This is a genomic window from Halobacterium rubrum (assembly GCF_021729015.1).
GTDB classification, from domain to species: Archaea; Halobacteriota; Halobacteria; order Halobacteriales; family Halobacteriaceae; genus Halobacterium; species Halobacterium rubrum.
On sequence record NZ_JAJQQZ010000005.1, the window covers coordinates 146,318 to 169,024 of the forward strand.

Annotated in this window: 23 protein-coding genes; 16 read left to right on the plus strand and 7 right to left on the minus strand. The window is 61.1% G+C overall.

What is annotated here, in order from left to right:
* The first annotated feature begins 188 nt into the window (after positions 1-188).
* Positions 189-1,484 carry an orc1/cdc6 family replication initiation protein gene (locus tag LT971_RS16185; RefSeq protein WP_237008007.1) on the plus strand — a complete coding sequence of 432 codons (1,296 nt, stop codon included), beginning with the start codon at positions 189-191 and terminating at the stop codon, positions 1,482-1,484.
* Positions 1,485-1,980: 496 nt separating this feature from the next.
* On the opposite strand, the gene LT971_RS16190 is transcribed toward LT971_RS16185, so the two are convergent.
* Positions 1,981-2,220: a hypothetical protein gene (locus LT971_RS16190; protein WP_237007989.1), complete on the minus strand. Its 240-nt coding sequence runs from the start codon at positions 2,218-2,220 to the stop codon at positions 1,981-1,983.
* 84 nt (positions 2,221-2,304) lie between these two features.
* Between LT971_RS16190 and LT971_RS16195 the strand changes: the two genes are divergently transcribed.
* From LT971_RS16195 to LT971_RS16215, 5 genes are all read left to right on the plus strand, one after another.
* Positions 2,305-2,766, plus strand: a complete 462-nt coding sequence (locus tag LT971_RS16195) for a hypothetical protein (protein WP_237007990.1) — start codon at positions 2,305-2,307, stop codon at positions 2,764-2,766.
* 72 nt (positions 2,767-2,838) lie between these two features.
* A complete protein-coding gene (locus LT971_RS16200; RefSeq protein WP_237007991.1) occupies positions 2,839-3,285 on the plus strand; it encodes a hypothetical protein in 447 nt (148 codons plus the stop codon).
* Positions 3,286-3,299: 14 nt separating this feature from the next.
* Positions 3,300-3,938, plus strand: a complete 639-nt coding sequence (locus tag LT971_RS16205) for a hypothetical protein (RefSeq protein WP_237007992.1) — start codon at positions 3,300-3,302, stop codon at positions 3,936-3,938.
* Positions 3,939-4,159: 221 nt separating this feature from the next.
* Complete coding sequence (locus LT971_RS16210; protein ID WP_237007993.1) at positions 4,160-4,351, plus strand: hypothetical protein; 192 nt, start codon at positions 4,160-4,162, stop codon at positions 4,349-4,351.
* A gap of 45 nt (positions 4,352-4,396) precedes the next feature.
* On the plus strand, positions 4,397-4,909 hold the full coding sequence (locus LT971_RS16215; RefSeq protein ID WP_237007994.1) for a hypothetical protein: 513 nt from the start codon (positions 4,397-4,399) through the stop codon (positions 4,907-4,909).
* Between the two features lie 9 nt (positions 4,910-4,918).
* On the opposite strand, the gene LT971_RS16220 is transcribed toward LT971_RS16215, so the two are convergent.
* Both LT971_RS16220 and LT971_RS16225 read right to left on the minus strand, forming a co-directional pair.
* On the minus strand, positions 4,919-5,644 hold the full coding sequence (locus LT971_RS16220) for a winged helix-turn-helix domain-containing protein (protein ID WP_237007995.1): 726 nt from the start codon (positions 5,642-5,644) through the stop codon (positions 4,919-4,921).
* Between the two features lie 146 nt (positions 5,645-5,790).
* Entirely contained in the window at positions 5,791-6,255 is a 465-nt protein-coding gene (locus tag LT971_RS16225) for a hypothetical protein (protein WP_237007996.1), read from the minus strand.
* Between the two features lie 271 nt (positions 6,256-6,526).
* On the opposite strand from LT971_RS16225, the gene LT971_RS16230 reads away from it, so the two are divergent.
* Both LT971_RS16230 and LT971_RS16235 read left to right on the plus strand, forming a co-directional pair.
* Entirely contained in the window at positions 6,527-7,555 is a 1,029-nt protein-coding gene (locus LT971_RS16230) for a hypothetical protein (protein WP_237007997.1), read from the plus strand.
* A gap of 21 nt (positions 7,556-7,576) precedes the next feature.
* On the plus strand, positions 7,577-8,761 hold the full coding sequence (locus LT971_RS16235; protein WP_237007998.1) for an outer membrane protein assembly factor BamB family protein: 1,185 nt from the start codon (positions 7,577-7,579) through the stop codon (positions 8,759-8,761).
* A 25-nt stretch (positions 8,762-8,786) separates the two neighbouring features.
* Here the strand turns inward: LT971_RS16235 and LT971_RS16240 are convergent, their stop codons facing one another.
* The 4 genes from LT971_RS16240 to LT971_RS16255 all read right to left on the minus strand — a co-directional run bounded on the left by LT971_RS16240 (position 8,787) and on the right by LT971_RS16255 (position 13,268).
* Positions 8,787-10,109 carry a phage integrase SAM-like domain-containing protein gene (locus LT971_RS16240; RefSeq protein WP_237007999.1) on the minus strand — a complete coding sequence of 441 codons (1,323 nt, stop codon included), beginning with the start codon at positions 10,107-10,109 and terminating at the stop codon, positions 8,787-8,789.
* Complete coding sequence (locus LT971_RS16245; protein WP_237008000.1) at positions 10,106-10,456, minus strand: hypothetical protein; 351 nt, start codon at positions 10,454-10,456, stop codon at positions 10,106-10,108. The genes LT971_RS16240 and LT971_RS16245 overlap by 4 nt, the downstream gene beginning before the upstream one ends.
* Complete coding sequence (locus LT971_RS16250; protein WP_237008001.1) at positions 10,449-11,102, minus strand: helix-hairpin-helix domain-containing protein; 654 nt, start codon at positions 11,100-11,102, stop codon at positions 10,449-10,451. Before LT971_RS16250 ends, LT971_RS16245 begins: the two co-directional genes overlap by 8 nt.
* A gap of 504 nt (positions 11,103-11,606) precedes the next feature.
* The gene (locus tag LT971_RS16255) at positions 11,607-13,268 is read right to left on the minus strand and encodes a transposase (RefSeq protein WP_425293291.1); all 1,662 of its coding nucleotides are present in this window, start codon (positions 13,266-13,268) and stop codon (positions 11,607-11,609) included.
* A 628-nt stretch (positions 13,269-13,896) separates the two neighbouring features.
* On the opposite strand from LT971_RS16255, the gene LT971_RS16260 reads away from it, so the two are divergent.
* From LT971_RS16260 to LT971_RS16295, 8 genes are all read left to right on the plus strand, one after another.
* A complete protein-coding gene (locus LT971_RS16260; RefSeq protein WP_237008002.1) occupies positions 13,897-14,883 on the plus strand; it encodes an ABC transporter ATP-binding protein in 987 nt (328 codons plus the stop codon).
* A complete protein-coding gene (locus LT971_RS16265; protein WP_237008003.1) occupies positions 14,880-15,716 on the plus strand; it encodes an ABC transporter permease in 837 nt (278 codons plus the stop codon). The genes LT971_RS16260 and LT971_RS16265 overlap by 4 nt, the downstream gene beginning before the upstream one ends.
* Positions 15,717-15,820: 104 nt before the next feature.
* Positions 15,821-16,525, plus strand: a complete 705-nt coding sequence (locus LT971_RS16270) for a DUF2705 family protein (protein ID WP_237007830.1) — start codon at positions 15,821-15,823, stop codon at positions 16,523-16,525.
* A 97-nt stretch (positions 16,526-16,622) separates the two neighbouring features.
* Positions 16,623-17,033 (plus strand): DUF7575 domain-containing protein, encoded by a 411-nt coding sequence (locus tag LT971_RS16275; protein ID WP_237007831.1) that lies wholly within the window; start codon positions 16,623-16,625, stop codon positions 17,031-17,033.
* Positions 17,030-17,647, plus strand: coding sequence for a TetR/AcrR family transcriptional regulator (locus LT971_RS16280; protein ID WP_237007832.1), 618 nt, complete (start codon positions 17,030-17,032; stop codon positions 17,645-17,647). Before LT971_RS16275 ends, LT971_RS16280 begins: the two co-directional genes overlap by 4 nt.
* The gene (locus tag LT971_RS16285; protein WP_237007833.1) at positions 17,644-19,104 is read left to right on the plus strand and encodes an MATE family efflux transporter; all 1,461 of its coding nucleotides are present in this window, start codon (positions 17,644-17,646) and stop codon (positions 19,102-19,104) included. Before LT971_RS16280 ends, LT971_RS16285 begins: the two co-directional genes overlap by 4 nt.
* Positions 19,104-19,712, plus strand: coding sequence for a polyprenyl synthetase family protein (locus tag LT971_RS16290; RefSeq protein WP_237007834.1), 609 nt, complete (start codon positions 19,104-19,106; stop codon positions 19,710-19,712). The genes LT971_RS16285 and LT971_RS16290 overlap by 1 nt, the downstream gene beginning before the upstream one ends.
* Positions 19,713-19,824: 112 nt before the next feature.
* On the plus strand, positions 19,825-22,707 hold a 2,883-nt coding region (locus LT971_RS16295), incomplete at its 3' end, for an MMPL family transporter (protein ID WP_237008004.1).

Below are 22,707 nucleotides of genomic sequence, written 5' to 3' on the forward strand. Positions count from 1 at the left end.
ACATAGTTGTGGGTCAAATAACCGCGTTTGAACGGCCATACAGAGCATAAGAGATGATGTTACTTCGAACCCGGTGGCGTAGTTTTATATGCCGGGCAGGAGCAGGATGGACCATGACCGACGGCGAAGGAAGCAACTCTCTCCCGGGCAACGACGGAGGAGACGACGATGCACTCTCGGTCAGAGGCATGATCGAGCAGGCAGTCGAGGAATCTGTATTCAGAGACCGGAACCTCGTCGAACCAGACACCATCATCGACCGCGACCGAATCGTCGGTCGGGATGAACAGCTCCGGAAAGTCGTCTCCAACCTCCGGAAGGTGTTAAACGAGAACCGACCCCCGAACCTACTGCTGTACGGGCCAGCAGGCACCGGGAAATCCCTGATATTCGACGCAGTCGCCCGCCAAATCAAGGACATCTCCCAGCAGAAAGGCTACAATTTCGGCACCCTTCGAATCAACTGTCAGAACCTGAATAGCCAGGACGAGGCCGTCTACGCGCTGGTTCGAGAAGCCGCCCATGACCTCGGAGAAGACGTCGGCGTTGCCCGACGCGGCATCTCTACCAGCGAGAAGTACGACCGGCTCTACGAGCTCCTCGACGAAGGCTACGACTCCGTCGTGTTCGTCCTGGACGAAATCGACCTCTTGCAGGGCCGTCGGTCGACCTCACGCGAGCCTGCGTACTCAGACCTCATCTATCAACTGAGCCGCGCAACGACGGAAAGCATCGACATTCAAGTGTCCGTCGCCGCGCTCACGAACGACCCTGAGTTCATGAACAACCTCGACGCTCGGGCCGAGAGCTCATTCAACCCCCGGGACATCCCCTTCTCCGACTACGACGCAACCCAGCTTCGCGAAATCCTCTGGAACCGGGAGGACGCGTTCATCGACGATGCCCTCTCCGAGGACGTCATTCCGTTGACGGCGGGGTTCGCTGCCCAGAGCCACGGGGATGCTCGAAAGGCGATTGATTTGCTCCGGAAAGCCGGGGATGTAGCCAACACGGAAGGCGATCTGACGGTCACTGAGGACCACGTTCGGGAAGCCCAGAAAGACGTCGAGACCGACCGGTCGCTGAAGCTACTCGAGGGCCTGACGACTCAGAAGAAACTCTCGCTGTATGCGACAGCAGCGGTCGCAGACTTTGGCCGGGACTCGTCGACGACTGCGTCCTCTCGGGTGGCCTTTCCGGTCTACCAATATCTCGCGGAATCCTTAGACGCCGACACTCGGACGCGAGAGACGTTCAATAACTACGTTCGAGAGGTCGGGACCTACGGCCAATTGGACCACAAGCGGAAGAGCCTCGGTGGGAAGCAGGGCGGCGGAATGTACTTGATGTACGAGTTCTCTCGCGACCCTGCGGAGATCAAGAGTCGCTTGGAAGAGGACGAACGATTGGCCGAGCTTGATGACCACCAAGAGGAGCTTGAGCAGGTGATTCGAGCGCAGAAGCGGAAGTTCGCGGACGAGTAGTCGGGTGTCGTCGACGGGACACCCCGTCTTCGAAGTATCTTTTCTGGGTGGTGTGGAGGTGCAGAGGTGCTAGCAACGCGACCCGAGGGGAAGTCGGGTGGAGACACCCCGTCTTCGAAGTATCCTGCAGATGGGTGTGTAAGGGGGTCTGCGAGCTCGCAGCTAACCCGAACGAGGCCACACCCCGCCTTCGAAGTATCTTTCCGGTGTTTTGCCCGGGTAGAGAGTTTGCTACGGCCCTCTCTGAGAGATACTCTTCGACTATCTCTCTGCGTAGAAGTTGCTGTACGGTTCCGGTTATTGCTATCCCATATTAAAACTATCGTTTATAATTAAGTAATTTAATATGGTGCTTCTCAGGCTGTAAGCCCGCCGAAAACCGCACATTAGCCGGTGTTCTGCCGACTCGTGCAACAATCTGGCCTACACACCACATCCAATGATACTTCGAAGACGGGGTGTGGGGGTTCCGGACTAACCGGCCCCACCAATCAGGTCAGAACCGACTCGGGACCGTGATACCCTCCCGGACCCGAAGCTTCCCACCCTCATCCGTATCAAGCAGACCGTCCTCGAGGGCTTGTTCAATCCCGTCCCGCACCTCTTGGCCACTGTACGACCCGTTCGCCGCCAGGACCTGCACCACAGTATGGACGGGGACTGTATCCGGCTGCTTCGACGTCGTCTGTAACTCCACGACCCTCGTAACCCGATTTGCCATCGACTCTTGGCCCATACCCTCTCTTGGGGCTCGCTCACTGTTAGGTAGTCGGAGGCGGCATCCCTCAGCTACTTCAGTTAGCACATTATGCTAACTTACATGGCGAACGCCATCAAGGAGTCCGGCGACGGGGTCGCGCTCCAGATTACGAAGCCGGCCCGCGAGGCAGGACTCGTTGAGGAAACCGACGACTCCGACGGGAAGACAGCGACCTACAGGGCCACCACCCGCGTTCACGCCTTCGACGGCCTCCTACTCGTCGTCGACGTCGACGAGGTTGACCCTGAAAACGAGGCCGACTTGGTCGCGACGGCCGCCCGCGACACGAGCTCGGTGTACCGGACGATGGAGGCGACCGTCCAGATCGCCGGCCACGGCTACCAACTCCAACTCCCGACGGCAACTGACGCCGGCTTCCAAAAGGGCGACAAGCCGACAACGGTGACCGCGCCAGGCATTCTGATTCTTGCCGGAAGCCGTGAGCAGGTCGCTGGCGATAGTCGCCCGACTCGCGTTGCAGACGACCTCGCGACGATTCGCCACGAATACTACAGCGAGTAGAGCCCGACACCGCCGAGGGGACCCGCCCCAACCAGGGATAAATTGATAAGGAAACACCACATCTTGTCGAATATGGCGGACTTGCCCGATGATGCGACCATCCACCGCAACGACCAAGAAATAGTTCGTATCTGGAAAATACCGGACGAAGAATCCCTCTCTGGGGCATACTACGAGGTCGAATTTTACTTCTACGAGAACGACGTCCGCTTTGAGGACCCCGAACACGCCGAGCTCTACGCCGACGTCTACTGGGTAGCCGATATGTTCAACGAGAAAGAGACCGGTGAACGCGGCATCCCACCACGGGTCGCTCGGCGCGGCCAAGAGGCGATTGTGGCGTACTGCATCGCGCGATCCCCCAGCACCAGTGTCGAATGGGCTGCCGCCGAGTTCGACGTGAGCGAAGACACCGTCCGGACGTACCTTTCTCGCGTCCGCCGGCAGGCAGAGGTGCAGCGTGAAGCGTACGCAGAGGAGGACTCGGTCCACAACGCCACCGGCGACCTCACGGAGTAACTCACAGGATTCCGATGCCGAAGGACACCACTCTCTATGTATTCGGGGATAATCACAGACATCCCCGAGAAGACGTCGAGGAACGCCTCAGGCAGACGATTCCTGAGACAGCAGAAGTGCTCGTCATCGAGCACGCAGAGAAAGGCGACGAGCGGCCTGACCCTCCGGACCGAGCCGCCCTCAAGAATCCCTCCTTCCTCATCCTCGCCCTGCTCAGGTACCGGAGAAAAACACGCGCTCGGCGGGCAGCCGACCGCGCAGCCACCGGCGACGATACAACAGTCCCTGAGGAGGTGGCGGCGGAGCGCGGGTTGTCAGTAGCGTACACGGACATCTCCCACCAACATCGCGTGGCACAGCAGCCCTGGTACCTGACGATGGGGTCCTGGGCAGCGTTCCTCACGATGCTTCTCGGGTGGGCTCTCAATTTCTTCGTCAGCCTCCTAGGGATCCTTCTCATATTCGCGATGGCGCTCGTGTCCCAGCGAGTCCAGTACCGGATGCGTGAGCAGAAGATGGCCCGCGACCTCAGCCAGCTCGCGGAAGACTACTCGGAGATTGTCTTCTTCACCGGCGACAGCCATGTCGACCCAATCCGGGACCACTTCGACGGCGACACCGTCACCATCAGTCGACCGAACGCACAGTCCTGATAAAGTCCCCCTGAGAAGTCTGAGCGCGAGCGAGCTGCAGCCCAGGGTATCCTGGGTGCGGAACGGCCGGTATTCGCGTAGGCGAACAGCCGCGAGAGCGGTTCGGATAGGCGAAAACCCTGGTTTTCGCGTAAACGTAGATTCCCCTCTATATCCACGGCGGACGTACCTGAAACCGGGATGTTCGACCCAATACCCACTACCGAACGGAGGGCAGACCAGTGACACAGGACGTCGACCCAGCCGGGGCGGTTCTCGGCCTACTCTTCGGTGGCGCTTTCCTGGTCATGTTGGCCGCACCGCTCAGTGACTATTCGACGGTCAACCTCGAACTCTGGGGGCTGTTCGCGATAGTGGCCGGCATCGGCTTCGCGGGCCTCATCGTCGTCGTCGCCCTGACCAGCCGAATATAACATATGGGAGGGCTGTCACTCACGCGTACAGACACCCACGAGGCCATGACAAGCAAGCAGGTCAGCGACGAGGAGCTGTTGAACGTGTTCCGGGCGTCCAGCCGGCCGTTCATGCTCACCAGTGACGTCGTCGACAACGTCGCTATCCAGAAGCGAGCCGTCCAGAAGCGCCTGAGCCAACTCGAGGACGACGGCCGTCTCGAGTACCGGGAGGCAGGGTCGGCACACATCTGGTGGCTGGCTGACGGCGAGCCGACGGAGCCAGTCGGCACCAGGGGCGCGCGGTATCTCCGAGCAGCGAAGCAAGCCCGACGGTTCACCTCGTTCGCTCGGCTCGTCGCGACCAGCAGCGCCGGCATCGCCGTGTTCGTGATGGTCTCGTACCTGTTCCTCGCGGAAGTCCCAAACTCCCAGATTCCCTTCTACACGAAAACAGAAGTGGTCGAGCTCGCGTTCATCGCTGCGCTCGTGGCCGTCCTCGGGATAATCGCATGGGGAAGCCTCGGCCTGACGGCGTACTTGCTGCCCCGGATAGCCGCAGAGCGCACGCGCTCGTAACCCGCAGGGCTACTTTGCTGGCCGCCAGCCCGTGTCGGCCAGGTAGATCAGGCCGAGGTCCTCGAGTGTGCTTATCTCGTCGCGGATGCGCTCGCCATCGAGGTCGAGATCGTCGTCGCGTGCGTCGACGGTCTCGTCGCTGGTGAGGAACTCTACGAGCTCCGGAGCCGTTACGCCAGAGTCGGCGCCGAGCGAGCGAATCCCCTCCAGAACCACCTCCCCAGGGCCGCCGACGCTGGCTGCCTCCGGGAAGGTCTGGATGGAGTCGTCCTCGCGAAGCTCCTGAAGTTGGTCCTCGGGAATGTTCCAGGCGTGAACCGAGGGGTAGTCGCCGATGTTCTGGTCGTTGCCCATGATGGCGTTGACGACGTCGTTCTCGCAGACTCGGCAGAGCACGAACTGAGCGGGCGGACTAGTGGGGTCGTGGGGGCGGTCGTGGTACTCGGTTAGTTCGATGGTGGCGTGGGCGGTGTCGCGGTAGATGGCCCAGCCGCAGCGGGTGCAGGTGTGCTGGCGGTCGCGGGTTTCCCGGTCCGCGAGGTAGTAGACGAACGCCTGGCCAGCAGATTTCCTCTTGAGGCGCCCGGCGGCGACGAGCTCGTCGACGTGGTTGTTGATGGTCCGTTTTTGCAGGCCGGTTTCGCCGGCTATCTCGGCGGCCGTCAGCACAGGTTCCTCAGAGGTGCGGACCGCGTCGATGATGCGGCGCTTCGTCGACGAGGACGTGTCGGACATACTCCACTGTATCGCCCCCACCAGTAAAAGTTCTCGCCACACGATTCTAGTTCTCACTGCGAGAAGAAGCCACCAGTTCCGCAGGTCTTCGTACGGGACTGCTGCTAGCCAGCAGAAGGAGGTGTACTAATTCTACGCGAGAAGGCCTACGGGAAATCTGGTTCCTCAGGTTCCATCGCCGGGAGAGAGAACAGGAAGGAAACGGCCTCCCCATGCTCAGAGTACCGATCTCCGACCTCCGTGTCCAGCAGGCGGAGCTCTTCATTCCGCGTTTTCTCAGTAATCTCGTCCGGGAGACCTCCAGTGAATCCGCCTACGCCGGTAACGATGACGAACCCGACCTTGTGGTCGAGGTCAGTCGCAGCCGACCCTTGGACGTATCCGGCCTTCATCTTCAGGACGTGGTCGTACTCCACTATCTCGTCCCGAAGGTCGGTGAATAGGGAAGTAAGCCGTTCCCACCGCTCCGCTCGCTGTTCCTGGGTTCCGGCCCGGGTGCCCGGTGGTGACTGTCCAGCCTCTTCTGGATTCACCAGGCCGTCTATTTCGTCGACGTGGGTTTCCAGGCCGTCGACGACGTACTCGTCGGGAGTGTCTACAGGTTCCGACATACGGTGAAATAGCTCGCCACCTCATTTAAACCGCCGGGGCATCCGGCAAACAAAACCCAAGTGAGGAATCGGAGGTCACTCAGGGGGTATCGTCCCGATTTGAGACGTGCTGATCTGTCCTTAGGGCTTTCTCGGTCGCATGACCGTAGCTGTATCCCTATAACCAATTCTACTGACATATAATTGCGTATTTATTTAGTCTTGGTTTTGCTACTAATCGTGTTTTCTAGAATACACTTATGGTGTTCGTAGCTGGACTCTAATCTGCAGCATGACGGAAGACAACCTCCCACAGGCAAATCGCAGAACCGCTCTGAAAACGATTGGCGCTGGCATGCTAGCCGTGACCGGACCGATGGTCGGGTCGGCAGCAGCGCGCTCCCCCGAAACCGTCGTCTTCTCCATCCAGCGAAATCAGGACAACGGCATCGACGCCGCCGAATACGACAAGATCCTTTCCCGGTTCATCCAGGCGGCCAAAAAGAAAGCTGGACTGGAGAAACTAGCCATCGCGAAGCCCGAACTCAGTACCGGCGAGAAGATTTACTCGCTCATTTTCGTCGCAACCCCCGACGGAAAAGCACGGACTTACATCGGGTCAGGGGTTAATCCTGGAGATTCTGAACTCGCACAGCTACAGAGGAATTCAACCCAATACAAAGAACAGGTTACCGCCAGCGCGTCGAGCGATAACTTGGGTATTGAGACTGTCGACCCCGAGCCAGAGTGGGGGGATCCAGTGGGAAGTGGCATTTGGGAGAAGGTCACTGATCCATACGGCACGGTCCAAAATTCGTCATCAGTATGGAACTATGATGGTGACCCCAATTACGATGTGTATAGTACAACGACCAATGCAGTGTTTAACCCAGGATTCAATCGGTTTGGGAGCAACTACCAGTGGACTGATAACTCTACTAGACATTACTGGGGAAGACATTACGAACCCGGCGGCACTAATTTGACAGATTGGGGTCCGAAGAATGATAACACGGGTAGTGGACAGATGTCCGCCACATTCGGCGCTTCGGTTCCGGAAGTGACCGTGTCATATGAGGTTCCACGGGTAATTCGGGAGGATTTATCTCGCACGACAAACGATAACGCCCGATGGGTTTGGCGACCTGGAAAAGTGATTGTTGGAACAAAACAGCTCTCTACTTCCTCAGGTAGTATAATGAAGGCCGATAACTACGCCTCCCCAGGCGATACTCTTGTAGAGTCCGAGTGCAGATTGACTGTAAATAACGGTAACGATGAAGAAACGCTGTCCAGCCCGCTAGCCCTAGAATATGAGTAGCTGCAACAACTAAAATTCAACATGGAACGCCGCCGCTTATTGGCTAACCTCGGTGCAGGAATAGCCATGACGGTTGCCGGTTGCTCAAGTCTAACGACTGCGTCCAGCTTCCAACTCGACGAGGACTGCGACCAGACCCCGGCCAGCACGCTCTGGGGGCAACGGTCGGCCGGCCGAACCGGCAGGTCAGCGGTCGACCGGTCGGTTCCCGTCAAGTCGACGGCGACCCTCCACGCACTCGGCGACGGTACCGACGACCCGTTGGCGAGTGCGTCTGCAGCACCCGTACTCACGGGCAAGTACGCCGTCACGCCGACATTCGGAGGGCTCGTCGCGCTCGACCGGACGACCGGTGAGCGTGAGTGGGCGTTCTCGCTGCCCGAGGACGAGGGCGTCGCCACGACGCCCGTGGTAACGTGCGGCGTTGTCATCGCGGCCACCTCGTACAGTAACACGTACGTCGTCGACCTGGAGACTGGCGAGCAGGTCGGCACGATCCCAACGTCAGGCACAGTTCTCCCGGAGAATTCACCTGTGCTTTCCGGGTCAACGCTACTAGTCTCCGACACCGGCGTATCCGCCTACGGCCTTCAGGCCGGTGAGACGCACTGGAGTGACGACACCCGCGGGGTGGAAGGCTTCTGCGCGGACGACTCGTTCACCTATGTCACTCACGGAAAAGGAATAGAGCCAGCCATTCAAGCTATTGAGCTTGAAACGGGCGACGTCGAGTGGGCACTAAACACCTCGGCCGGATTCGATACGGCGCCGGCGATCTCGAATGGATTGCTGTATGCAATCTCCAATACGCAGGAACTGGTCTGCGTGAGCGCAGCCGACGGAACGGTCCAGTGGCGGCGCCAGCTCCGCAGGAATGGGTACGCCCGGCCCGCGATTGCCGGCGACCAGGTCGCCGTGAATGCTGGCCAGAGCGAGCAGTCGCGTGTCTTCCACGCCGAGACGGGTGACGAACTGACGACGGTCGAGACTGGCGTGAGTTACACCCAGCCAGTCTTCACCGAAGACGCGTTGCTGTTTGTTGGACGAGATTCGGGGCTGGTAGTTCTTGAGCGGTCATCACTGGATGTCTCTGCTCGCCATCCGTCGGTCAAGAACGTGGACTCGCAGCTCTCGGTCGGGACCGAAGAAGCGTTTTACGTTCCTGCACTGAGTGGTGGCCTCCGCCACGTCACGTTCGGCGGATAGAAACCAGACCGTTCAGCGGTCAACCCTACCCATCTTCGCCTTCGAGGTCGTTGCTTCGGACCCGCTGGTCTGTCCTTGAGAGTGCCTCGGTCGCCTGGTCGGCGCGGTCGGCGGCCTCGATGTGCTGGTAGGCTTCTCGGACCATTTCCTCGCTGTTGTCCAGATACCGAGCAGCCGCGGCGTATCCGAACTCGCGGACCATCACCTCGCCCATCCCGCGGCGGCCGCCGTGCGGCGTCAGGTACCCGTGGGCGTCGTCGATCTCGAGCCCAGCCCCCTCCGAGAGCCGCTTCATCACCCGCCGCGCACCGTTCGGCTTCAGCGCCGGCGGCGCCGAGAGGTCGTACTCGGCAGCGAGCACGAGGTCGGGCTTCGCGTCTCGCAGCGCCTCAATCTCGTCGGCGTCGACGCCAGCCTCCCGCAGACCGTCCTGGACGTGCTGGGCGAGCGTCGGCCGGTGGAGCGTCGGAATCACCGGCCAATCCTCCCCGGGGTCGAGCAGCTCCTTGTAGCGTTCCAGCGGCCCGAGAACCGGGTCGGGGAGGGAGGCCTCCATCCACTGCTGGTTCTTCCGGAACACCGTCGCGGCCTTGTCTCCGAAGGAGACGTGCTGCCAGCGGAGGCCGTTCCGTCCGGGCCGGTCGTCGTCCGGGTCGGCGAGGAACTCGGCGCCGCGCAGCCCCGTGTAACAGAGTAGGTAGACGAGCACCCGGTCTCGGGCGGCCGCGATGGCCTCCCGGCGAGCTCGCGCCTTCTGGCGGACGGCGTCACTCTCGAGGTCGCCACGCTCGTCGACGTCGACGTCTATGTCGAACCACGCGTCGATGGCGGCCTCCGCCTGTTCGTCGACGTGCCGGGTGATGCGGTCGCGGTCGGTGGAGTCCCAGGCTGGTTGGTCGCCGGGCCGGCTGCCGTCGTTGTCGGGGAGTGGGTCCTCGGCGTCGGACTCGCGGGCGTAGTTCCGAGAGAGGTAGCCCTGCTTGGAGGCCCAGCCGCACCAGGAGGCGACGTACGCGTAGTAGGTTTGGACGGTGGAGTTGGCGTACCCTGAGGCGACGAGATACCGAGCGTAGTCCGACATGACGGTCGCGTCGAGGTCGGAGAACCGGACATCTCGGGACGCTTCCCCTGGGGTGTCAGTCGGGAGGATACCGTTCCAAGACTCGGGTGGGGCGGCGTTGGCCGGGTCGTCGCCTTTCCCGCGCGCCCACGCGAGGAATCGGTCGAGCTCGCGTTCGGCTTCGCGCCGGTAATTGCCCGAGGAGCCACCGTCGCCTTTCCCCTTGTCCGTGAGGAACCGTTCGAAGGTCTCCACGATGGGCGTCGACCCGTCCCGGCGGCCGCTCATAGAACCTCCATCTCGGTGACTCGCTCGCCGCCCCGGGAGTATTTCGGCTTGTTCCCGAGTTTGTCGGTCTTGTCGTCGTCCCAGTCGGCTTCCTTGTAGAGCATCGGGCCGTGCCGCGAGTACGGCGTGCAGAGCAGGTGGTACTCCGTCCCGTTCCCGGAGAGCTCGATGATGGTGTGGTACTTCGACCCGCCGCGCTGCCGCCAGTTCCGCGTGGTGCGCTGGCGTTGATGGGAGCCATCGACGGTGAGGGGACGGGAGCGGTCGTTGAACAGGACTTCCTCGCCGTCCTCGAGCTCGATGCCCTGGAGTTGGCACGGGTGTTCGTCCTCGTCGCGTTCAGACATGGACTGTCGTCACCCCACGACGGTGGAGATCGAAGCCTTCGGCGAGGCGCTCCGCGCGCTTCGGGCCCACGCCAGGGACGTCGGCGAGCTCGTCGGCGGACGCATTCAGGGCGGCCTCTTTGGATTCGAACTCGTCGGCGAGAGACTCGGCGATTGTCCGACCGACGCCCTCGATGTTGGAGACGGCGTCCTCGATGCGGTCGGCGGTGGTTCGGAGGCCGAGGTCGAACTTCCGCTGTTCCAGTTTCTCTCGTTCCTCGGAGGATAGGTGTCCTCGAGGGGATGCGCCGACGAGCCGGCGTAGGCTGCGCTCGCGATCTTCGTCGACGACGTCCCTGTTGTGTTCGTGGGCAGTGAGCCAGGTGGCGAGGGCGTCGGCGTCGTCGGCCTCCACGACGAGCACGTAGACGGTGTCGAAGCCGAGCTGTTCGGCGGCGTCGACGCGGCGGGTGCCGTCGAGGATGGCGAGCCCGTCGTCGGTCTCGCGGACGAATGGCGGTTCGACGATGCCGACCTCGCGGACGTTCTTCACGAAGCGGGTGTCAGCAGGTCGGCGGCCGGAGGGACGGACGTCGTCGACGTCGAGGTCCTCGGGTGGCACTTGTCGAAGGCGCTGTATCTCGAGGCCGCTGGATTCGGTGGTCATCGGTTGGCTTCCCCGGGGTGTGCGTGCGTTTGAACGTGGCCGAGTCGTCGTTGTGCTGCAGTCGTGGCCGTGGTCTGCGGCCGGTGGTATCGGGTCGGCATTTTTTGTGGTGTGGGTGCGGTTGGGGGGTACGTTCGGGGGGTAGGTAGAACTTACGCACGCTTATTCAGTTAAGCGTGCGTAAAAACGACCCCGGAATTTCGCGGATATTCCCCACCCCTCACACAGAAACCAGCGTTTCAGCCCTCGAAGCGCTAGTATAGCTGTCCCCTAACGGAAGTAAACCCAATGTCGCTATATGGAAATGTGGGGTTGGAAGTTGAGACTACAGAGGGTTTAGCAGGGCTGTAATGCGTGAATTTGGCCGATTCGGCCAGCGGAAACTGCCCCAGATGAATCTCCAAGCGGCTATTCCTGTTATACATCCAACGATATAGACGAATTTTCGAGACTTCCAGCAGCGTAGCCACTCAGACGGCACGCTAACCCGAACAGAGTTCCTCACTACCCGATTCCAGTCTCCTTCTTCAGCAGCGTCAGCGTGTTGTCCGCTGTAATCACCGGTGAGTGCTCATACTCGCCAGTCAACTCGACCTGCACGAGCAGATCGACGGCTCGCCAGATCGAGTACAGGAGACACGCGAACGCGAAGTAGAAGAACCGTAGCCCGAAATCCTTCGACGTGGTGGCGGCCATGAATCGCTTGATCGACTTGTAGCCACTCTCAATCTCCCACCTGTACCCGTACTCGGTGAGATGTCCGCTTCCCGTATTCGTCATGAACACCGAGTATTGCCGGTGGTCGTCGTGTTCGGAGTTCTCCTTTCGACGATATATCAGCGTCGTCTCGTGCCATTCGTTCTTGCCGAGGTGGAGTTTCCGGTCGGTTTCGTATCGGTCCTGGTCACTCTGGAGCAACCGCTTGGCCTGCGCTTTCTCACTCGTCTGCATCCGTTTTGGGACCATGTACGAGAGCCCGCGTTGGCTGATCATCTCCAGAACATGCTGGCTGTCGAACTCCCGATCCATCAGCACGTTATCGACATGAACGAGGTTCTCAGCCGAATCAAGCAAGTCCTCGACGATTTCCAGTCGTGTCTCCCCCTTCCGGACGGGGCGCGCGTCCAGCACAATCGGGACGGCATTCCCGACCAACTGGACGGTCGCCCACTGGTACGCGTACTCGTCGGTCTTCTCCTTCGTCCCGATGATTTCGTCTTCGTGGCCCGTTCTGTCGCCCGTAAAGGGGTCAGCTTCGGTAATGTCGATCGCGACGATCCCCGCTCGGAAGAACTGCTCTGTCTCCGCAACTTCGTTCAGAAGCCTATTGACCGCCTGCCGGTACATTTTACGAATCTCTGAAATTGAGAGATCGCGAATATGCTCTCGGTGAGCGTGTCCCAGCGGCGTCCGATCTCGAGTCGATTCGTAGACGAAACTGCGTGCCCCTTCGTTCGCAGCCAGCCGCTCGCGAAGCCCCAGATACGTCTGTAAGTCCCAGTAGGCGTTCTCGTGGATCTCGCAGCCGTCCCCACGCTCCAGCGAAAATGCCGGGAAGAAGACGCGGCTGACGTGGTCGGTGATCTTCTCTGCCTGCTCCAAAGTAGTCTGATCGTCCGGGTCTGACTCACCAGACTCGCTCCCGGGGTATCGGAGCGTTCGTGCCGGTTCACGCGGAGTCTCGACACCCGCATTCTGTGCTTTGATAAGGACCGCTCGAGCTGCCGTCTTGACCGTCTCTCGGAGGTCACCGGAGAACCGCTCGTGCCAGCTTCGCCACAGTGTCGATTGGTCCGGAACCGTTTCGAACCCCAGTTGCTCGCAGAGTTCAGAACGAGTTTCGAGGTAGTCGATGAGTGCTGTTTCGTGCTCCCATCCGTGGAGTTCCTTCAGTACGAACACGCGAAAGAGGGTGTCCATCTGGTAGCGTGTTGCCCCCTCATACCGGTCGTGGATGCTGAACTGGAAGTAGGCTAGCGGAAGTGTACAGACGAACCCCTCAACTGAATTGTGACACTCGTGGTCAAACCACGTCTCCGAGACTGTCCGGATATCTGATTCCAATCCGGCGAGAGATGTGCGATCGTACAGCGGTGTCGACTCATACACCGGCCAATTAGTGTATTCTCGTTCAGCGATCTGTCGAAATACAGTTCGGCAAGACACATGGGCCAAAACGAATACCAAACCTGAATCCAACGTGGAATGGAATTGCTTTCATTCGCAGCGCTGCAGGCGAACTCCGACTGCCAACCCGGTGTTATTTTCTCCCGATTTGGGTCGGCCTCTGTTAGCGCAACTTGTGTTAGGCGTCCCACTCACCGAAGCGTTGACGTGTACCCGTCGGTAATCCTCCGGCAGATTTGCCGTGGATTATTTTGATAATCAAGTGGTTCGAGCGCTCGCCTTCTTTCTCGCCTGTGTCGTAATTGGGCTACCGGTGTGGGTGTTCATTCTCTACCCAACAGAGGAAGCAATAACCTATCTGAGTAGTCCGATAACGTGGGCTATCCTCATCGGTACGTGGCTTTTGCTCACTGTCTCATTCCTGATTGCTCAACGCAGAGCAGGCTAAGTCACCAGTAACTTCGTACACCTACTCACCGACTGTTTCACCTCAGGTCGTATCTGATTGATAGGATTTCAACAGAGCCGAAATAGTTAGTTCGTACATTGAGCCAGTACGATCCTGTTTCATCAGGCGAGGCGGCCACGACATCAAACAAGGGTTGATACTGGTCACCAGAACCGATACGCAGAAGTTCTAACACCCCTGTTTACTGAACGTTCAATAATGAGTGGGGCGATACGTGCACGCAACGTCACGAAGCGGTTCAACTCCTTCACGGCAGTTGACCGACTCGACCTGACGGTTGAGCGGGGCGAGGTGTTCGGCTTCCTCGGCCACAACGGAGCGGGAAAATCGACGACGATCAACATGCTGCTCGATTTCATCCGACCAACGGAAGGCAGCATCGAGGTCTTCGGACACGAGACACGCACCAACAGCGTGAAGGCACGACGACGAATGGGCGTCCTGCCTGAGGGCTACAGCGTCTTCAGTGGGCTAACAGGACGCCAACACGTCCAGTTCGCGATGGACGCGAAAGGCGTCGACGGTGAACCGCTCGACCTCCTCGACAGAGTCAGTATCACCGAAGCAGCCGACCGAAACGCCGAGGGCTACTCGAAGGGGATGGCACAGCGACTCGTGCTGGCGATGGCTCTGGTTGGGGAGCCTGACCTCTTGATTCTGGACGAGCCGACGTCGGGTCTAGACCCGGCAGGCGCAAAGGCAATGCGGGAAATCATCTTGGAGGAGAACGAGCGAGGGGCAACGGTATTTTTCTCCAGTCACATCCTCGAACAGATCGAGGCAGTCGCCGACCGTGTCGGCATCATGCACGAAGGCCAACTCGAGGCAGTCGATACAATTGACGGACTACGTGAGATGGCTGGTGGTGAAACAAAGCTGGTCGTCACACTCGACGAGAGTACTGTCCCAGCTCCGGAGACGGTGCAGGCCGCCGGTGGGGCGTCGACCGAGACAGAGTCCGTCGAAGCGGATGTCTCGTCGTGCGTGACAGTGATACAGGGAATCGACGGGGTCCAGAACGCGTGGGTCGAAGATGACGGCCAGTACGGAATTACGTGCGCGAAAGAGGACAAGATGGACATCCTGGTGGAGCTGAATAACTCCGGGGTCGATGTCCTCGATTTCACGACTGACGAGCCATCCCTCGAGGAGCTCTTCGTAGAGTACACGCGGCGAAGCGAATGACTCGCTGGAGCACTATCACCCGAAAAGAGGTCCGGAGTCTCGTCACCAGTCGCACTCCCAAAATTGGGATCGGGCTCGTTGCAGTCGTCTTCGTCGTCGGCGGGTACATCACTCCAGTGACCGTGGAAAACCCTGCAGTGACAAGTGTGGCCCTCGAAGACTACGACCGGTTCCTCCGCGGCATTGTCGTCTTCCTCGTTCCCCTGTTCGGTCTCCTTCTGGGCTACCGTTCTGTCGTCGGAGAGCGAGTGAGCGGGCAACTCGCACTAACGCTCTCGTTCCCGTATTCTCGTACCGACGTCGTGTTCGGCAAAGCTCTCGGCCGAGCACTCGTTCTCGTCGCGACGATCGCTGCGGGAACGCTCGGCGCCGCCGCACTCGTCGAATACCCATTCGGGTCTGTGTCCCTCACCACACTTGCGGTGTTTCTCAGCGCAACAGCCCTGTACGGACTCGTGTTTCTCGCGATTGGCATCGGACTTTCGACGGTCACAGCGTCGACACGCCGTGCAACGGTTCTCACGTTCGCCGTGTTCTTTCTCTCGGCCGTAGCCTGGCCACAGCTCGAGGGATACCTCCTCGATGCCCTGCAGTACGTGAACCTCGCTGGCGAGACGCTCCCGGATTGGGCGCGCTTCGTGTACGGCGCGGAACCGACCCTGCTCTACCAGCGTGTCATGGACGCGTTCGTCGCCGATGTCACTGTCGGGCCGTATCTCGGGCCGTCGGCACCGTGGTATCTCGGTGGTGGCACTGCCGCTGTGCTACTTGCCGTGTGGGCATTGCTCCCAGCGCTCGGAGGATACGTTCGATTTCGGAGGGCCGACCTGTGAATTGGCGAGCTGTCGCAAAAAACGACATCCGCCGCGCGACCAGTCAGCGAGCCATCTGGAGCCTACTGGGCGGATTCGTACTCGGATTCGGTGGACTTGCGGCGTTGCTGCTCTACGTCGGGGAGCCGAACTTCGAGGGGTATGTCGTGTTGGTCAAGGCCGGCGCTGGGTTGCTGGTGCCGCTCGCGGGGATTGTGCTCGGTTACGGAGCGGTCATCGGGGCGCGGGAGTCCGGGACTGCAGTGCTCTCGCTATCGCTTCCACTGTCTCGCGCTGATATCCTGTTCGGGAAGCTGGTCAGCCGGACCGTACTGCTGGTCACTGCGGTCGTCGTTGCCGCGGTCGGGACGGCGCTCGGAATGCTGGTCACGTATCCGTCGTTCGATAGCCTGCAGTACGCGGGTTTGGTTGCTGGTGTTGCCGGATACGGGGCGGTGTTTCTCTGGCTCTCGGTGGGACTCTCGATGGCGTTGTCGACGGCTCGGCGTGTGATTGCTGCTGCGTTCGGTGCGTACGTCGGGCTCACCCTATTCTGGAATGTGCTGGTGACCCTGACCGTTCAGATCTTGTTCCGGTTTCAGCCCCCACAACAGCCCGAGTCGTGGGCCACGTTCAGCACGTTTATTGGACCGTTCACGGCCTACAATTACGTCCTCGGAGAAGTGGCTGGAATTGGCGGAGTTCCGCCCGTCGCAGCCACGTCTTCTGCCGGGTTTATTTCGCCGGCAGTAGCGGTACTCGGGCTCGCTGGATGGGCTGTTCTCCCGGTCGCTGCGGGGTACGTGTCGTTTCGCCGAATCGACCTGTGACTCGCTGTGGGTCGAGTCAGGCGACGCTCGGTCCGCCCCGCCTCGTAGCTGGTGGGTGACCGAAACGAATATAGGTAACTGAATGTTCATTCAACACATGAGCGCGAACTCTCGAAAACGCCCCTGGCTCGCAGCCATCCTCTCCACGCTCGCTGCTGGCCTTGGCCACCTCTACCTGCGCCGCTGGCGGCGAGCACTCGGCTGGATACTGCTCGTCATCGCCGCGACCTACCTCGTCGGCCCCGAGACGCTCACCGCGTACCAGGCCGGTAACGCAAACATCTGGGACATCGCACCAATCCTCACCACCACCGCAGGAGCGGCCTTCGACGCATACGTCGTCGCTCGAGTAGAGAACCTCAAACTCAGAACGAAACGAGACAAGACAGACTGGGCGACGTGCCCGAACTGCCGGAAAGATATCGATCCGTCACTCGACTTCTGTCAGTGGTGTGCTGCCGACTTCTCGACTCCCGAAGACGACGCGAACGTCGACTCAGGGCAGTGACCCGTGACCAACCTACCTCCGCGTCCGTCGACTCGCCTCCGACGAAAGAAGCCCTCGTGCAAGCGACCTACCGGGCGCTCCGCGAACACGGCTACTCGGACCTCGCCGTGACCGACATCGCCGCCGAGTTCGAGAAGAGCAAATCACTCATCTACTACCACTACGACTCGAAAGACGACCTCCTGCTGGAGCTACTCACGTACGCCACCGACCAGCTCTTCGAGAATCTCGATTCAAACACGGGGCAGGGACATCACGACGACCTCCGGTACTTACTCACACTGTTGCTTCCACAGTCGCTCTCTGCGGGGCGACACGACGCGCAACAGATTCTCTTCGAATTACGGGCGAGGGCTCTCGTCGACGGCGCGTACCGCGTGCAGTTCACCAGATTCGACGAGCGCCTCTCAAGACGCATCGAGGACGTCGTCGCTGGCGGTATCACGGCTGGCGTCTTCGAGACAGCCGACCCTGCGTGCATCGCTGACCACGTACTGGCAACCGCGAATGGAGCGGCTCTCCAGCGACTTACGACCCACCGCGACCAGGGCGTCGAATACGCGCGTCGCGGGCTCGAAGGGTATCTAGCGGCCGAACTCGGGGTGTCGCTGTGAGCACGCGCGACGTGAACCTCACCGACGGCAACCTCGTGAAGCCGCTCCTCGTTCTATCCCTCCCGATCGTTCTCTCGCAGATGCTTCAGGTCGGGTACAATCTCGCGGACACGTTCTGGGTCGGGCGCCTCGGACAGGAGGCCGTGACGGCGCTGTCGTACTCGTGGCCGCTGGTCTTCCTGATGATTAGTGTCGCCGGCGGCTTCACCGTCGCCGGGACCGTGCTGGTGTCACAACACAAGGGCGCCGGAAACGACGACAAAATAGATTATGCAGCGGCCCAGACCGTCGGCTTCGTCGGTCTCGTAGCACTCGTCTTCTCGATTCTCGGCTGGCTGCTGACGCCCCGGCTGGTCACACTCGTCGGCGCGACAATCGGCACGCCGGAGTACGCACTCGCCGTCGAATACACGCGAACCATCTTCGTCGGTGTCGTGTTCATGTTCGGGTTCTTCGTCTTCCAGGCGCTCCTGCGCGGCTGGGGTGACACCCGAACGCCGATGTACGTGATGGCACTCGGCGTCGCATTGAACGTCGTGCTCGACCCGTTCCTCATTCTCGGGTTCGAGAGCAACCTCCTTCTCGAAGTCCTCGGCCTCGACGGCCTGCAGTCGTGGCTGTACGGTGTCACTGGCTTCGCGGGATTCGGTGTGCAGGGCGCAGCGATTGCGACCGTGGTGTCGAGGGGCATCGGGGCGATGCTCGGGATGATATGGCTGTTCTCGGGACGCGTCGGCATCCACCTCTCGTTCCGTGACCTCGTGCCGGACCCGGTGATGATTCGGCGCATCCTGAAAATCGGGGCTCCTGCCAGCGTCGAGCAGTCGACGCGGGCGCTTGGCATCACGGTTCTCACCGCACTGGTGGCGGTTGTCGGTGACCCGGCCGTCGCGGCCCTCGGTATCGGGAACCGACTCAACTCGCTGGTGTTTCTCCCGGCGCTCGGTCTGGCCAAGGGGACCGAGACTGTCGTGGGGCAAAACCTCGGGAGCAAGCAGACTGCGCGCGCGAAGCGTGCGGTGACCGTCAGCAGCATGCTCGTCGTGGGAGTGCTGGCGGTGGTGAGTGTGGTTGCCTACGTGTTCGCCGAGCCGATCACGAGCGTGTTCATCTCCGGCGGGGAGAATGCTGCGGAGGTCGTGTCCCTCGGCGCGGAGTACCTCCGTATCATCGGCCCGACGTTCGCGTTCCTCGGTGTGTTCCAGGTGGTGCAGAGCGCCTTCCGTGGAAGCGGCAGTACACGGGCTGCCATGGGTTTCTCGATTCTCTCGCTGTGGGTGTTCCGGCTCCCGATAGCGTACGCGCTGGTGGAGTGGGCTGGAATGGGCGCGGCTGGCGTCTGGTACGGGATTGCGGCGTCGAACGTACTCGCCTTGCTGGCGGCCGCCGCGTGGTACTACCGCGGGACGTGGGCGTCGGAGGTAATCGAACCCGGGACAGCTACTCCCGCAGATTGATGTCCGAAGCACACTCTGTCGACGTCGAGCGGTTGCGGTCGGAGGTCAGCGAGTCCGTTCAATCGGTGCTGGCGACAAAGCCGGACGGAAAACTCAGCGAGGACGCCAGCGCGTTTGTCGAGGAGCGAGCCCCAGGACGGGCTGCCTTGTTCACCGCTGCTGTCGGTAACCGGTACGGTGCGGTTGCGCCGGTGCGGGCGGCCACAGTCGTGGAGTTGCATCGATTACGTGCCGTCTGCCACGGCGAAGCACAGCGTGTGCTGGTGGGGGACGGCTTGCGGTCCGTTGCCGATTGGGTACTGCTGGACGGGCCGTGGCCGTCGGAGCGTCGATTGCTGGCCGTCAGAGAGTTGGCGAACGCGAGCGCGTGCTTGAATGCCAGTCTGACCGAATCGGCGGCGGTGTGTATCGACGCGTGGTTGGCTGCGGACGCAGCGAGGCTGGCGGATGCGTTGTTCCCGCTTTCGGACGACGTTGCAGTATCAGTGCGGGAGGTTGGGCGTGAAGTTCGATGGCAGGAGGAGTGGTGTGTTCCGGGTGTGCTGGAGGATGTGCCACAGGGTGTCGGGGAAGCTCTGCGGGCGGTTTCCGGCACTGAATGCCGCTAGTTTACTGAACGTTCGTTCAAATTCGACGTTTTTATGTACCGCTCAGACAGACGTTCGACTGGAGAACGACTGTCAGTATGAGACTACAAACACAGAATCCGGGGGTGGCGGAATGAGTTGGATAGACAAGCTCAGTACTGCCATCACCGAACACAGCCGCGCCGCAATCGCTGTCATGCTCGTGCTCACGGTTGTTGCCGGAGCAGGAGCAGGTATGGTCGACCAGTCGTCCTCGCTCGACCAGTTCCAGGGCGAGACAACTGAGTCACAGAAACTCGACTACATCAACGAGAACTTCCAAACGGGCAACCAGAACACCACGTCGGCACAACTCATCCTCCGTGGCGACAACGTCCTCTCGAAGGACGCGCTACTCGCCCAACTACGGACAGAGCAAGCATTCCTGCAAAACGATACCATCGACAGCACGCTGGCCGATGAACAGCCAGTGTACGGCGTGGCGAACGTCGTCGCTGTCGGCGCGATTCAGCAGGAACAAGCGAAGCGAGTCCGAGCGACCGCGGCCGAGTTACAGCAACTGAACGCCACGGTCCAACAGGAGAAAGCCGCGCTCGAGGAGCTCGGTGCGGAACTCGACGCGCGAAGCCAGACGCTCAACGAGACCGCAGCGGCGCTCCGTGGCGCGCTCGACACACTGCGCGAGAACCCGGATGTCAATGTCCGAACGCAGTTCGAGCAAGTAGCCAGTGAGACGAGCGTCGAGTTCACCGACGAAGACTACGCGACGTTCCAGGCTGCCACTGACCAACTCCGGAACGCGGAGTCTCAACAGGAAGCCACGGAGGCGTACCAGCTCGGCACGCAGGGCGTCCTCGCGGACCAGTTCCAGCGCCTGAGCGAGCGGGCACAGGCGCTCGAAGAGCGCCAGGCCGCCCTCGAGGAACAGGCAGCGAAACTCGAGGAGATGGCCGCAACTCTTCAAGACCAGCGCGCTGCGCTCCAGAACGCGTCCAGCGCGTCGCTAGACGAACAGATGACGCAACTCGAGTCGATGAACGCGAGCCAAATCGACTCGGTTATCGAGGCCGCGCTCAGCGGCGACGGACAGTCCTCGGGCGCACTCGCGTTCATGCCGACGTACTACGAACCCGGCGACACCGCCACGAACGCCACGATGTTGCTGGTCACACAGCAGTCTGGCAGTGGCGGGGCCGGCGCAGCTTCTGACGCGCTCGTCGACGCTCAACTGGCGATGCAGGATCTCGCCAAGCAGACCATCGAGAGCACAGAGGTCCTCGTGTTCGGGACCGGTATCATTAGCGAGGAAATCAACTCCTCGATGACCGACAGCCTGCTCATCGTCGGGCCGCTGGCGATCCTGTTCGTGTTCCTCGCGCTCGCCATCGCCTACCGCGACGTCATCGACATCCTGCTGGGGCTGTCCGGCATCGGTGTCGTCCTCGTGTGGACGTTCGGCTTCATGGGCTGGGCGGGCATCTCGTTCAATCAGCTCTTCATCGCGGTGCCAGTGCTGTTGATCGGGCTGTCTATCGACTACGCGATCCACATCTTCATGCGGCACCGCGAGGAGCGGCACAACGACGACACCCCGAGTACTGCGGCTGGCGCGATGAAGGTCGCGCTCACGGGCGTCGGCGTGGCGCTCGTCTGGGTGACCGCCACCACCGTCATCGGGTTCCTCTCGAACCTTTCGAGCCCGGTGCCGCCGATTCAGGAGTTCGGCGTCGTCAGTGCAGTTGGCATCTCAGCGGCGCTGCTCGTCTTCGGCGTCCTGATTCCCGCCCTCAAGCTAGAGGTCGATTCGTTCCTCGAGGGTCGGGGCTGGGACCGCAAGAAGCGCGCGTTCGGTACCGGCGGCGGCCGGTTTAGCAAGGTGCTGGCCGTCGGGTCCACGGCCGCGCGGAAGGCACCGTTCGTCGTGCTTGCCCTCGCAATCGTCGTCAGTGGTGCGGCGGCGTTCGGCGGCGCGCAGGTCGACACGTCGTTCAATCAGGAGGACTTCCTCGCGGAAGACCCCGCTGACTGGCAGAAAGACCTCCCCGAGCCGTTCGCACCTGGGGAGTACACGGCAAAGAGTAACCTCGAGTACGTCAACGAGAACTTCCTCCGTCAGGACTCCCAGGCCCAGATTCTGGTTGAAGGCGACTTGACGGAACCGGGGGCGCTGGCAGCTATCGACACGGCGGTGGAGACGGCGGCTTCGAGCCCCGTCACGCAGAAACTCTCGAACGGCGACGCGAACATCCGCAGCCCGCTCTCGCTGATTCAGCAGGTCGCAGCGAGCGACGACGGGTTCGCTGAGACGGTCGCGGCCGCTGACACTGACGGCGACGGCGTTCCCGACGAGAACCTCGATACCGTGTTCGAGGAGCTGTTCGCAGTCGCCCCACAGCAGTCCGCTGGCATCATCGAGCAGACAGACAGCGGCGAGTACAGCGCCGCCCGGCTCGTCGTCTCCACCAGCGGCGCGGCGTCGGGTGGTGAGGTCACCAGCGAGATGCGTGCCGTCGCAGACGACATCGAGGCCGGGAGCAGCCTGACGGCGACCGCGACCGGGCAGACGATTCTGTTCAAAATCGTGCAGGACCAGCTGCTGAACACGGTCATCGAGAGCCTGCTCATCACGCTCGCCGCGGTGTTCACGTTCCTGATGCTCACGTACCGTATCACTGAGGGGAGCGCGACGCTGGGCGCAGTGACGCTGCTGCCGGTCGTGTTCAGTGTCTCCTGGATTCTCGGAACGATGTACCTCCTGGACATCCCGTTCAACATCCTGACGGGGATGATTACGAGCCTGACTGTCGGGCTCGGGGTGGCCTACAGCATCCACCTCAGCGAACGGTACAACCAGGAGCTCGAACGCACCAACTCAGTGTGGACGGCGATGAACCGCGCCGTGACTGGCACCGGTGGCGCGCTACTGGGGTCGGCAGCGACGACGGTCGGCGGGTTCGGCGTGCTGGCGTTCGCCATCCTGCCGCCGCTCCAGCAGTTCGGCATCATCACGGGGCTG